General features: G+C 50.2%; 13 protein-coding genes and 1 tRNA gene. 4 read left to right on the top strand and 10 right to left on the bottom strand.

Annotation, left to right across the window (positions count from 1 at the left end):
* The first annotated feature begins 69 nt into the window (after window positions 1–69).
* A complete protein-coding gene (locus tag AC2FH0_RS19060; protein WP_496790107.1) occupies window positions 70–3,537 on the top strand; it encodes a P-loop NTPase fold protein in 3,468 nt (1,155 codons plus the stop codon).
* Between the two features lie 260 nt (window positions 3,538–3,797).
* Here AC2FH0_RS19060 and AC2FH0_RS19055 read toward each other — a convergent pair whose 3' ends face one another.
* The 9 genes from AC2FH0_RS19055 to AC2FH0_RS19015 all read right to left on the bottom strand — a co-directional run bounded on the left by AC2FH0_RS19055 (window position 3,798) and on the right by AC2FH0_RS19015 (window position 10,335).
* Entirely contained in the window at window positions 3,798–4,466 is a 669-nt protein-coding gene (locus AC2FH0_RS19055; RefSeq protein WP_496790106.1) for a competence protein CoiA, read from the bottom strand.
* Window positions 4,467–4,698: 232 nt separating this feature from the next.
* On the bottom strand, window positions 4,699–5,463 hold the full coding sequence (locus AC2FH0_RS19050) for a hypothetical protein (RefSeq protein ID WP_496790105.1): 765 nt from the start codon (window positions 5,461–5,463) through the stop codon (window positions 4,699–4,701).
* 25 nt (window positions 5,464–5,488) lie between these two features.
* Complete coding sequence (locus AC2FH0_RS19045) at window positions 5,489–5,743, bottom strand: hypothetical protein (protein ID WP_496790103.1); 255 nt, start codon at window positions 5,741–5,743, stop codon at window positions 5,489–5,491.
* A complete protein-coding gene (locus tag AC2FH0_RS19040; protein ID WP_496790102.1) occupies window positions 5,740–7,155 on the bottom strand; it encodes a hypothetical protein in 1,416 nt (471 codons plus the stop codon). Before AC2FH0_RS19040 ends, AC2FH0_RS19045 begins: the two co-directional genes overlap by 4 nt.
* A gap of 55 nt (window positions 7,156–7,210) precedes the next feature.
* Window positions 7,211–7,468, bottom strand: a complete 258-nt coding sequence (locus AC2FH0_RS19035) for a hypothetical protein (RefSeq protein ID WP_496790101.1) — start codon at window positions 7,466–7,468, stop codon at window positions 7,211–7,213.
* A 70-nt stretch (window positions 7,469–7,538) separates the two neighbouring features.
* The gene (locus AC2FH0_RS19030; RefSeq protein WP_496790100.1) at window positions 7,539–7,781 is read right to left on the bottom strand and encodes a hypothetical protein; all 243 of its coding nucleotides are present in this window, start codon (window positions 7,779–7,781) and stop codon (window positions 7,539–7,541) included.
* Between the two features lies 1 nt (window position 7,782).
* The gene (locus AC2FH0_RS19025; RefSeq protein WP_496790098.1) at window positions 7,783–8,109 is read right to left on the bottom strand and encodes a hypothetical protein; all 327 of its coding nucleotides are present in this window, start codon (window positions 8,107–8,109) and stop codon (window positions 7,783–7,785) included.
* A gap of 337 nt (window positions 8,110–8,446) precedes the next feature.
* Window positions 8,447–9,160, bottom strand: coding sequence for a hypothetical protein (locus AC2FH0_RS19020; protein ID WP_496790097.1), 714 nt, complete (start codon window positions 9,158–9,160; stop codon window positions 8,447–8,449).
* On the bottom strand, window positions 9,157–10,335 hold the full coding sequence (locus tag AC2FH0_RS19015) for a tyrosine-type recombinase/integrase (protein WP_496790096.1): 1,179 nt from the start codon (window positions 10,333–10,335) through the stop codon (window positions 9,157–9,159). Before AC2FH0_RS19015 ends, AC2FH0_RS19020 begins: the two co-directional genes overlap by 4 nt.
* Window positions 10,336–10,740: 405 nt before the next feature.
* Here AC2FH0_RS19015 and AC2FH0_RS19010 point away from each other — a divergent pair.
* Together AC2FH0_RS19010 and AC2FH0_RS19005 are read left to right on the top strand one after the other, a co-directional pair.
* A tRNA-Leu gene (locus tag AC2FH0_RS19010) sits at window positions 10,741–10,826 on the top strand.
* Window positions 10,827–11,051: 225 nt separating this feature from the next.
* Window positions 11,052–11,423, top strand: coding sequence for a rhodanese-like domain-containing protein (locus AC2FH0_RS19005; protein ID WP_496790095.1), 372 nt, complete (start codon window positions 11,052–11,054; stop codon window positions 11,421–11,423).
* 48 nt (window positions 11,424–11,471) lie between these two features.
* Here AC2FH0_RS19005 and AC2FH0_RS19000 read toward each other — a convergent pair whose 3' ends face one another.
* Window positions 11,472–12,230, bottom strand: a complete 759-nt coding sequence (locus tag AC2FH0_RS19000) for an alpha/beta fold hydrolase (RefSeq protein ID WP_142638214.1) — start codon at window positions 12,228–12,230, stop codon at window positions 11,472–11,474.
* A 91-nt stretch (window positions 12,231–12,321) separates the two neighbouring features.
* Here AC2FH0_RS19000 and AC2FH0_RS18995 point away from each other — a divergent pair, with 91 nt between their 5' ends.
* Window positions 12,322–12,696, top strand: coding sequence for a hypothetical protein (locus tag AC2FH0_RS18995; RefSeq protein ID WP_281973222.1), 375 nt, complete (start codon window positions 12,322–12,324; stop codon window positions 12,694–12,696).
* The last annotated feature ends 133 nt before the right edge of the window (window positions 12,697–12,829 follow it).

The raw sequence follows: 12,829 nt of genomic DNA, 5'->3' as shown, positions 1-12,829 counted from the left end.
TAGAGCAGCGGCAGTGACCCCGGATATTTGAACTAAACGATTTCTTCGAAGTAACTTGAGGTAAATGCATTGAGTGACAAAATTTCGCCGACACTGATGGATGAAGCTGCTGTTGAAGACCAGTTCTCAGGATGTGGGCATTCGCGAACAGCTGAACAACTGAGGCGATCTATTGAAGAACTTTCTGGTCATGAAAAAAATCGATCCATCGGGCTGTACGGGGATTGGGGGTCAGGAAAAACAACCGTTGTTGGATTTGCCGAGAAGTCCCTGAACGATAAACATCAAAAAGGAGAGGGCCCGAAGTACAGGTTTTTTCTTTTTGATCTTTGGAGCGCAAACACTGCACAGTTCAAGAGAACTCTTCTTGAAGAGTTGATCGATTGGGGGAAAAGGGAGCGTGATGACGTAGGTGCAGAATTATTTGATTTACAAGACAAAGTGCGTGATAGGGAGATAACGACAACATCGGACCTAAAGCTTAAATTTTCTAAACTTGGAGTTCTTTTCTTATTACTTCTTCCATTAGTACCGATTATTTATGCTTGGTTAGGACCGGAAGCATTTAAAAATGCTGAAACTCTGTTTGAGTTTAAGTGGATCACGGAAAACATTGGCCAATGGCTTGGCAAAGTCACTGGATGGAAACTGGCACTCCTACCTTTGCTGATACTAATTGTGACTGCGATCATTTCTGTTTGCGTCCGGATGAAAAGCTCTGACGATGATCTGAATAAAGCAATTTCTCACGTCTTGTCGGTCGTTTCCCACAAAGAAAAGACCAACACAGTGACGCAAAACATACGTGAGAAAGACCCCAACGAACACGAGTTTGATAGCCTGTTTCGCCAGATACTGGCACTTGTTCAGGACGATGGTAGCAAAGTTGTAGTAGTATTCGATAACATAGACCGACTGCACGGCAAGGATTTAACAGATTACTGGGCATTGGTGAGGAGTGTGTTTTCCTCATCAGATGCAGGGCCGTTTCAAAAAGATCAATCGTGTGTTGTGATCGTTCCCTATGTCCCGGATGCGATCAAGAAGAGCTTCTTTGATGACCAAGGCGAAAACGATGTCTTTGCAAAAACGTTTGACGTTCGACACCGGATTGCTCAACCGATATTGTCAAATATTTCTGACTTCCTACTATTAAAAATAAATGAGCGGTTTGACGATACCATCAGTTCAGAAGAGAAGAGTGCGCTCGTTCAAATCTTTGAATTCTCATCAAGGCAAAACCCAGCAAAAACAATTACTCCAAGGGGTATTAAAACTTATGTTAACGAAGTTGCGGAACTGCGTATGGCGTGGGGTATTGAGATTCCGATCCAGTGTATCGCTATATATGTCCAGAACCGCGAGAAAATTGAGAGCAACCCGTCTGTTCTGAAGGAAGAAGGCGCTGAGCATAACAACTACTATCGCTTCGATGGATCGGGTGAAACCACTAAGTTTCTTGCTGCCTTGGCCTTTAACGTCGAACCGGGCTTAGCCTACCAGACCCTTCTTTTGCCTGAAGTACTTAGTGCTCTATCACTTGAAAATGAAACGAGACTCGAGGAACTGGAGCAAGTGGAAGGATTCTTCCATGTGCTCAAGCAAATCGTTCAAACTGAAGCATCAACTATCGCCAGCGATGGATTGCGACCACTATCCCTTTTGTCTGAGTGCGTGGCAAAAACGCGCCTGGACGAATTTCAAAGGAACCAATTTGCGAACGACATTGCAATGGCTTTGGCAAGTGTTCCTAACAAAAAAATAACTTATTCCGAAAGAGTATCAGACGCTTACTATTTAGACGATCTTGATCCGATTCTAGAGGCGACTAGAGGCATTGATAAGTCAAAAATTGTGCCTCAGATTTCTAAATTACTCGAATCAACGATAAGCAAACAAGCCAATCTGCATGAAGGCCGTTTCTGGAGCTATTTCGTTCAGAAGCTATTTGTAAAACTCGAGAAATATGGATTTGGGAAACCAGAGGACTTGGTCCCTTACTTTGATGAAGCTAGGGGTTCAGAATTCGCGCTGGGCGTCGCATCCACAAGCAAGCAAGTGGAGATTCACCGGGATAAATTTGTACGTAGTTTTCCTGACACGAGCTTTGGAGACACTCTTATAGCGACAGCGGAGACTCAAACAAGTCTACTGGGCGATATAGTGGAAGGTATAATTGCGATCGAGCGCTTCAATGAGTCCGATGCGACCGGATTGCTCTCTGTATTGAAGGCTGGTTTGGTCGAAAACGCCGTGGACGATGTAGAAAGGTATATTACTTGGACGCGTGCTTTTTCCGACGTTTACCAGTTATCCTCTGAAACAGAGGGTTTCGATGTAAAACAGTTGCTGGATGAACTAATTGATCACGGTGGTTTCGTTTGGCACATACACAAATTTTGCCACACCGAAGAAAATGCAGGTTTGTTAGCAGTGGCGATGGAACTAACCATGTTACGTGTTGGCGATCAGGTTTTCAAACCTAAGCCAAGTACAAATGTTCCAATTTACTCCAACTTTCATAACTCCAGCCAATGGTTCAACCAAGTCATATCAGGTTCTAAGGAACTAAAGGCGGAGGTCTATGATGAGATAGCAAAACACTCCGCAGAACACTATCTCCGGCGTTTTATTGAACTGGCGAAGTCAGATTGCCAACTATCAAAAATCTCTGGAAAAACACTTCAGGCCATGGCGAGGGAAGAAATTAAACGGCAAACACAGTATGTGTCCACAATACTAAAAGACGAAGAGTATTTGCGGAAGTCTCACCCTGAACTCCTGAGAGCAATGCTTGAAGATACAAAAAACACTATTGACAAAAAGGATATTGAAGAAATCGACCTTGAGAGTGTGTCTGTCTCATTGTTAGAGGATGCACTCTCTATTGGTAGCCGAGATTGGAAAAAATACGACAAGGCAATAGCCGCCAAATTTGAAGAACTAGATGAAGAAGATTGGATCGCAGCGTTCCATGGCGATTGCAATACACATGAATTGCTTAGGGCTAAACTTGATGGATTGGGAGCTCCACCTAACGTTGATTCCGCCAGCCTCAGAAATCCATTGGAAGCTCACTTCCTTGCTGTGTTATCGGGAAGGCCAGTCCCCAACTCAACAGTTGGAGAAGAGGGGTTTGGGTTAGTTAGCGAGGCGATGCAAAAGAGCATTGCCAAGTCGGTCGCCGGCAAGTTTTCTACGACGAACTTCAATTTGGAATCCGTTCTTTTGGCCGACAATATGTTTCCGAAGACAATGCGAACAATCATCTCTAGCCAATTGTTTTCTCCTTCTTCGGACGTCGTTCTCACAAAGCTGCTAGCTTCCAAGGACGAGCGCCTCGCTAGCTTTTTGCAGAAGTATGAAAAAACGTTTGCAAAGCATGCAGAGAACTACAGTTCAGACAGCATAGTCGCCCTTGCAGAAGGTTTCCTTGCTTGGCATGAAGCAACTGAAGCGAAAGAAAAAATCGAAAGCATTTCTCGCAACATGGGATTGGAGATTGATTTTCCTGTTATGGACAAGGGAAATGATTGAATCATCGGGTCTGCTCAGCGCGGCGTTGCTTTGATCGTTCGTTGAGGAGATGTTTCTAGAAGAAATTCTGAAACTTCCTAATTCCAGCAGTATTAATCTGAAATGCATCCAAGGAGACAACGGCGTTCCGTCTTATTTTTGTGTCTGATCTCGTAGCAACAGGCCAGAGTTATTCGGTCTCTTTTTGTCCAATTCAAGGGGTATTTGAGGTCTCGCATCACAAGCGCCGTGCCCAAGTCAAGTCTCGGGTTGAAACCGATTTAGTAGAAATCTTCTAATGAAATTGATTGGGTTAAAATCCTACCAATGAATTTTTTCTTTTCGAATTTTTTGGCGTGCTTCTGCCAAGGACCCCTCATACCTGCAGATATGCGCCATAGGCTGTCGTCGCCGAAATCCAAGTAGACCAGCCTTTTGCTTACGTCCCAACGCTTAGCGATCTGAGCAGAGCGTGGATTAAATTCAACTGTTCCATCGTGCTTTTGATTTCGCATTTGAGAAGCGATTTCCCGAGAAAACGTTTCGCGGTCTCTTTTCAGTCTGGTTCCATCCACGACCCAAATCATTCTCGGCCCGTAGAATTCCTCCCGTTCATACAGTTCATACGGGTCAATATGGGAATGCTGGAATTCGATAATGTCCCCATTGGCAGTCTCAATATCCGCAATATGCCATTTGTCAGATTTTCGAATAATCACTTCCTGCCAATCAGTAGGGAAGGCACTTTTCCACTGTCGGTGCCACACTGTTTCACTTTCCCACCATTGATCGCAGTGACGCTTTCCCTTGTGCGCCCAATGGTGAACCCTCACGCTGCCACATTTGGCTATCATCTCGGTGTCGCATCCCTGGCAGCGTCCGTGCGCACCCGGCGTCGCCTCTATCTTGGTTTCACCAGAAAGCGCAAACCGCATTTTATTGATATCCAACAATCATTTATGCTTCTTCCGTTAACAGTTCACAGTCCCAAAATGTCGTAAATTGGACCAACACGCAATCAAAGGCGGCTACTGGTGCCACTTGCTCTGAGTGGACATTTGCTTGCGTACCTGCAATCCATGCACAGAACCAATCGTGCGCTTATTGAAGACTTGTTCTTTTCCTAGTTTGAACCTGTAATTGTGGGGTAAATCCCTAAACCTCTTTGGAATTACAAAGGTGTCACAAACTTGGCGTCGGGAGTGGTCGCTGCCTTTTGCGAGTTGGTAAATTCACGCGCTGCGGTTCTTCCGCATCGTGTGCAATAGTGTTTGCTTCAATTTCCGACAGCAATTCGTCATAGGGTTCCGACCCTGCATCTTCGTCAACTTCAACTTGATTGTCAGAAATCGAAAGTAGTTCGACCAGCCGGATTTGGAGTTCGCGGACCAGCATCAAATCGCTTTGGTCGCCGTCCTTAACTTCACCATAGGCGCTCGCATCTAGTGGGTTTTGGCCGGGACGCCCATAGAGGCCAATTCGCTCCCCCATTCTGGCGAACTGCGCTTCGGCGTTTGTCACAGTGTTCAAGAAGGCGCGTTTTTCTTTGGCGTCGCTTGCTGCTTGATAACCGGCCCATGCTTCGGCACGCACTCGCCGGAGAGAGGACATGCTTTCCATCACGAAGTCTCTTGGCTGCATGGATACGGCTTCCTTGCGCAGGTCATCCAACAGTCTCCGCTTCCATCTGTATGCGGTATCAACGGAAATTCCGAACACATCGGCAATGGCTTGGCCGGAATAGTTCTGCATCAACATCGGGTGCAGCAGTTGCCTGACAATATCCCATTGTTGCTCAGAGCGCAGGCGACCAGATTGCCGTACCATTGCGGCAGGTGAATGTACAATTTTGGTATCGGGTTGGGCTTGGTCGGGCACTGGGTAGTGCTGCTCGGTCATTTTGATACCTTTCCGATAGTGGGGTTGTTTTGCGGCGTTAACCGGCATTGCAGTTCAGGATTTGAACCCGGGTTCAAATGTCGATGTCCAATCGGGCGATGATCCAGCCCAATAGTAAGAACACCGGATAGAACAACAGCCAGCCCCCATAAGTTAGGTAGTGGACCACCGATTTTTCCTGTTCGTGGATGATAGAGACCGTCGCGTCCAAGTCGCCGCCCAGCGCATCGCGGTAACGCGCCGGGACTATGATCTTGCGATAAGCCGTCCGGCCAACCATCAGATAGAGGAGGGTGGCGACGGTGAATACTAACGTGGCAATGCTCATAATTTTTGCTTTCTGGTGTTGCTCTGGAATTTGTCGTGTTCATCACAATGTCTTTTTAGAATGGCGCGGATGGCGTCGTGCTCCCACGTGTCGGGTTCTGCGAAAAGGTGTTCGTGAAGGTGGCTAAACACAGGGTGGTCGGCAGTGGCGTCGGCGGATGTGCGCAGGTAGTGCGACAGTTCCGGCCCGTCTGATCGCGCAGACGGGAAGCCCGCACGCCAGTCACGCAGGACACGCCATATGCTTACCGGAGGCGCATCCAGAAGCGGGCTGGCTGGTGTTATCTGCCCGGTGTCCGACGCAGCCTGTTCATAGGTCTCTAGGAGCGCGTGCAGCCGCTCAATATCCATCTGCTCTGCGAAGCCAAGGCGTTCTTCCAGCCGGGAAAGGGCGTCCTCAGCAATGCCAATGTCATCTCGGCTGGGGTCGAACCTATACCCGAGGAAATCCAACGGCGCATCGTCGGCATATTCAGGTTCACACATCGCAAGCGGACCAGCAGGGCACCGCTCAAGATGAGCGGCCAAGGTATCTGCCATCGCCCGGGTTCCGGCAGGTGTACGCGCTGCAATGACAATGTTGTCAAAGCAGATCATAACCTTTGCGTCTGCGCTATCCGACAATCCGACAAGCAGATGCGCGAGAACAACACCAGAGGCCGGAGAGCCTTGCATAAGGCCCTTTGGCCCGCTTACATTGTGGTTAGTCTCATATATACTCCCAGAAGAACCGAAATCCTGTTTAGCCTGCGAAGCATTGCCGGGATGGTGGGTCACTGAAAAGCATAGTCTTCTAGTATCAAGTGCTCGGCGGATCACCTCCTGTGGCAATGGTAGAGAATACAGCGCATCCGGGCTGATGCTCTGATAGCAGTCAACCACATCAGTCTTGGCTAGATAGACGTACCCGGAATTCTGAAACTGTTTGAGTTGTCTGGCGAGGTCATCGCGGCTTGCCCTGGGGATACCGAACAGTGAGCCATTCGGCGCGGTCTGTTGGTTAATCACTTCCCGGATCAGATAATGCGCGGCCTTCAAGGCAGGTGGCAGCACGCAGATAGGACGCGAAGACCCGTCGGGTTTGGTCTTCGGATACCATCTGATCGGCGGATAGTCGGTCGCCCAAGCATTCACTTGCTTGCTCAGTGTTCTAACCTGATCCGGGTCCGCACTGCCGCCCAGCGCCTTGTATGCAGAGACGAGTTTGGCATGGGGTGACCTGAGAAAATCGCGGGCAACAGGTTGAAGGCGTTTCCCGGAAGTAGTGGCGGAATGGATTGCGTTAGCCCGTTCATGATAGACCTCATATGCCCAGCCAATTTCTCTGGACCATTTGCGGTCCATTTCGTGCATTGAACCCGGGTTCACTATCGCCATGCGCTGGGCGGTATGCGTTTCATAAGGATCAGGCATGGTTGTTTGCACCCGGGTTCAAATTCTTCGGTTCAATGGGATTTGCGCTTGGCATTCAGCGAGCGACTTGGCCCGCCGCTGAAACCTGTCTCAGATGGTGCAAAAAGACATTCCCGGCAGAGTGGGCGAGGACCAGTTTTTCTCCAAACTTAAAATGCATCTCTGCTGAAAATGCATCTTCCGGGTTATCAAGGTCGCCTTGGATCGTTTCGCGCAGGCCGTCGAGACGAACGAGGTATTCCGCTAGTAGCGCTTGGAGCGCGTGGTTTTTCTGCTCGGTTTCAGCAGGATCATAAGGCATTTTTTTAGGCATGGGTTTTCCATTCTAGTTGGGTTGATCTGACAGGTAGGGTTCGGGCGGAATTGCACCCGGGTTCAATAACTCAGGGGCTTTCGTCCAATTCTTCGAACGCGAATTTGCACTCGTAACTCTCTTCCACATCGCCTGTGCTGAATGTGGTTTGGACCGGATCAACAGCGTATTGTTCGAGGTGGTGCTTGGTTTCTGCGGAGACGGTCACAGCAATACCGCGCTTGAACACGACAAAGTCTCCGTGTGCCCCGTCCGGCACGAATTTACTGTATTGCCGTCCACGCACTAACTTGGCTTTGAACTTAGGCTCCATCTTAAATGCCCCCTTCGTGAGTATTCGTGCCGCCGAACGCGCGGGTGATGTTGCTGGAACTGCTCTTGGACACGGGCTTATCACCCAGTGAGATGCCGAGACGGCTTTCGATGTTTGCCCGGCGGGCTGAACGTTCATCCTTATTAACGTCCTGTTTTTCCTGCCCTGCGCGATCATGGCTGACACCGAACGCCGCTGCCGCGTTTCGTTGGGTGGTAATCTCGGTTGTTTCAGGTTTGGGCTTTTCCGGGGTGTCACTTGCGCGACTTGCCAAGCCCCAGTTGTGTTTTATGCGATTGAACCCGGGTGCATTGTTGTCCGATGACATATCTATCTCCGTTTTTGTGGGTGAAATTGGGTTAGCCGCGAGCGTCCGCGAGGGCTTGCATCGCTGCTTCCACCTCATCGGCGAGCCAGTAAGACCCCCGTCCGATCTTCACGGGAGGTGGAAAAATTTCCTTTTTTATCATTCGATAAATCGTCGGACCACTCAAAGGGTACGTTTCGGTCAATTGCCGAAGGGTGTTATATCTGTGTTTGGGGGGCATGCTGAACGCTTCCAGTTTGGTCTGTCTGCGTTCAGGGGTATCAGTCTGAAAAATAACGGTAAACTTGCGTCGTTTTACATGGCTGAGCGTAGTAAAACGGTTGATTTCAGCCTTGAGTTAGAGATTGTTTCGACGATCTTGCCGTTTTCTGCGGTTTTCGGGTGTTTCGCGGTAATGACGCATATAGTTGTTTCGGATATCCCCCGTATCGCCTCCACCAATTTGTGAGCCATATCTCTTGGCAGTTGCTTCCTCAGCAGCAGCATTGCGGCTTGGGTACTTGATAGGGTCATCCTTCATCAGGTCATCCATAAAATTGAGCAACGGATCGTACTGCACTCGTTCCTCATCAAATTTTTCTTTGGTCTTGTCACCGCCGTTGTACGGCTTTGCCTTGTTGCGCTCCCAATCAGGGACAAACTTCTCGCAAAACTCGATGCTCTGGTAACTCTGACCAGCAGAAAAAGCACAATCCATCGCATGTTGAACTGCGTCATGGTATTGATTTGGGATATCGCCGAGAGCATCATTTGCGCTTGCAAGCATTTCCCAAATTGACGCCAAGGTCTGCGCTCTAGAGTGGGCTTCGCCTTCGGGGTCGCCATGTTTCCTAGCTTCAGCAAATACATCTTCTATCAGAACCGTTTTTCGAGGCAGTTCCGCTACCAATGCCGCCATATGGCGGGCAAGTTCTTTGGGATCGAATTCACCAAAGTCTTGGGTCAGGTCAAAAGCCAACTCTTTTCCTTCGTCTAGTACGTGGACATCGTTATCCGGCGTCCATTTCTTGCTCCTTTTGAAGATTGCTTTTTCCATTGCACTTTTGCTCATTTCGCCACCAATTTCACAATGTCTGCACTCTGCCCGGTCACATGTTGCGCCCAGCGTTCCATGAGAACGCGGCGCTGTTCGAGAAAGTCCGTTCTGCGGTAGGTACGTTCAACCTTGCTGCCGGTCTCATGGGCTAGGGCCATTTCGGCGACTTCGCGCGGCGCGTCCGTTGCTTCAGCACACCATGTCCTGAAACTAGATCGGAACCCGTGAGGCCGTGCCTCTAATTTCTGACGCTCCATTAGGCGCGACATGGTGGCATCGGAGATGACGCCTTTTTTAACACTTGGAAATAGGTAGCCGTCCTTTTCAAATGCCATAGCCTGTTCAATAGTGCGCTGGGCTTCAATGGACAGGGGCACATGAAACTCCTTGCTGGTCTTCATCTTGTCTGCCGGAATAACCCATTTGTCGCCGTGCAGTTCGTCCAAATGAACGAAACGTATCGGTCTGGACCGAACAGCAGTGAGGATTAGCAACCGAAAGGCGAGATGTGTGACCGATCCATCATCAAGGCTTTCATAGAACGCAGGAACATCGCCCCATGGCATCGCCGGGATATGCTTGCTCACTTGTCGGGATTTACCAAGCAGCGCTTTGGCTTTCATCGTGGCTTGAAGGTCCACATCCAATCCCATTGCGGCACCGTGCCGGAAGACAATGCCCAGCCGGTTCATAGCTTTCTTTGCGGTCTCGCCTTTCGAATGCCAAATAGGGGCGAGAGTGTTTTTGATGTCCTGTTGGTCTATCTCTTCAATTGGCACATTGCCAAGTTTGGGAAGGACATGCAGTTCCAGCGGCGAGAACCAACGCCCTGCCTTGCCGTCGTCTTTTAACTCGGCCTGACGGGCAGCAAAGGCTTCTTTCGCTACAACGGTCAATGTGTGGTCGGCTTTGACTGCTTCCCGGCGTATCCGTTCCCGTTCTTTGATCGGGTCTTTTCCCTGACGGGCGACGGCCCGCCATTTCTCGGCCTCTTCGCGCGCTTCCTTCAGAGTTACCGCAGTCAGAGCTCCCAAGCCCATTTCCCTGCGACGTCCGTGCACATGAACCCGAAGGAACCACTTGCCGCCATCGCCGTCTTTTTTGTGCAGCCATAGGCCCCCGCCATCGGAGTATTTGCCGGGTTGAGCGTTCTTCACCTGCAATGATGATAGCTTATTGAGCGCTGGCATTGGTCCACCCCTTGGTCCACCTTGTGCTGTGAGGCACAGTGAACCATTCTGAAGCGGATGGAAACCATATTTACGTGTTTTTAAAGGGTTTTGTTGATACTTTGAGGCAACCTGAAACGTTCAGAGTTATGCGTGTTCAAGTCTTCAATGCAGTGTGGGGGCACCATTTCACTCTAAGATTCTTTCTATTTCTTGATTTTCCAAAAGTCAGAATGATTGGGACAGCGCAGGCGAATTGCGTAACGAAGAGTTTTTCCGAGGACTTTTTCTGATGACCTGCGTAAATGGGGTGGTGGTCAAAGGCGGCGATTGAATTTCCGCAAGTTGCATCGGCGAAACGCATTGTGTTCATAGCCTTATGGCCTTACTGGTGCTTTCAGCCTAAAAACTGGCCCAACGCGCTGTGCGGGCGTGATGGAATGGTAGACATATCAGACTTAAAATCTGAAGGGCGTATGCCCGTGTGGGTTCGAGTCCCACCGCCCGCACCACCTCTGCCACCCTGATTGATTTTCAAGTCTCGATGCAGCGGAACCTCTCCCGATTTGCTTTGGTTCGGGTTCGGCGGGAATTGAATACCGGGATTGGTCCAGCGCAAAAATCGGTGTCCTGCATTAAATGTCCAATATCTATCCAGTCTAAGGTGAGGGCCTGTCAGGCTACACCTTCCAGTTCCTGCATGTTAGCATCCCGTAAATTTCTTCAGGAGACACCATATGCCGTTGACCGTAAAACAAATGATGGAAGCTGCGAACTCCACCGTCGAGCGAATCCAGAGAGCCAAAGCGGTCGAGATCCTGGAGCGAGGTGGCCTGCTTCTGGACATCCGCGATGCAGCGGAATTGCAGCAGGCAGGGCGTGCTTCGGGGTCACATCATATCCCGCGCGGTATGTTGGAATTTCGGGCGGATGACACTCTGCAATCACATGATCCAGAGCTTCGCAAAGATCGCCCAATTGTCTTGTATTGTGCCTCGGGTGGCCGCGCTGCCCTTGCGGGAAAACTGTTGCAGGACATGGGGTATGAGCAGGTCTATAACCTGGGTGGCTTGGTCGATTGGGTGAATGGCGGGGGCGAAGTCGCCTAGCCAATAGGAAACGCCAGAACCCGAGCTGTGATCGTTCGAAAGGTCAGGTCAGGCGTTGAGGAACGTCCTGACGGCGGCCTCGAACTCACGCGGTTTTTCCGCATGCAACCAATGTCCTGCACCAGGTATTTTTGCAAAACGTGCCGAAGGGAACATTCCGCGGATCACAGAGCGATGTTCAGGCAGCACATAGTCGGACTCCCCCCCGGACAAAAACAGTGTTTGACCACCCCAGGATGCGTCTATTTCAGGAAAGCCCATGATCTTGGGCATTTCAGAGGCCAAAGTATCCAGGTTCAAAAGCCAACGCTGTCCGTTGATGTCGAGTGACTGCGTGAAAAAGCTCTGAAGGGCTTTTTCGACTCCGTTGTCGGCCAGTTGTTGTTCAGCGTCCGAGCGACGCTCGACCCGGGAAAGGTCCACCGCGCGCATCGCTTCAATAAACTGAATCTGACTGTGGCTATAGGCCACCGGGGCGATGTCTGCCACCACCAGTTTGCGCAGCTTTGCGCTGTGCAGCAGGGCTAAAGTCATGGATGCCTTGCCGCCCATCGAATGTCCGACGACATCTGCCTGTCCGCCGAACTGGTCGATAACTTCGGCCAGATCATTTGCTAGATCGGAATACCCATGGTCATGCGTCCACATGCTGTTTGCGTGGTTGCGCATATCAACCGCCACAACTTGCCGCTCGTCAGATAGCCGGCGGGCGATGACCCCCCAGTTCCGGGCCGAGCCATATAGGCCATGGGCGATCAGCAAAGGGGGCTTGTCGGTAGGTTCACCATGTATGATCGTGTTCAGCATATAGCCGTGATACCCGCCGCAATCTGAAACGGCCAGCCCCATTGTGGCTCCTATTCCACATGGGTAAACTGTCAGCTCAGGAGGCCGCAGCATGCCGCAAGACACAGATATACAAACCCAAATTGCGCAGACCATACAGCTGTTGCGTGACAAGTTGGGTGTGCGCGACAAAACGCTGACCGCCTCGGTCAAAAAGGCCAAAAGGCAACTGCCGCGCCGGATATACAAACAGGCAATGGTCCTGGCACAAGCAGAGCAGATGGCGGCCCATCCAAAACTGCGACTTGTGCTGGACAATCCGAAACTGATCCAGGCCTCGGAAGAGGTGCAAAAACATCTGGGGGGTATCAATTTGGCGGATCGGCGGATGGGGTGGTTTCTGGGAATGCTGGGCGGGCTGACTTTTAACCTGTTGGCCTTTTCTGCTTTGTTGCTGATCTTCATGATGTGGCAGGGGCTTATCTGACCACAAAAAAAACGGCGCCGGATTGGCGCCGTTTTGTTTCTTGGATGACTGAATTCTTACAAGTTTGGATAGATTGGGAATCTGGCGCAGAGGTTTGCGACTTCGGTTTTGACTTTGGCCTCGACCTCACCGT

The organism is Ruegeria sp. CDSC051 (genome assembly GCF_059610665.1).
The sequence above is the reverse complement of the archived record's forward strand: the minus strand, read 5'-3'. Positions and strand labels throughout refer to the sequence as shown.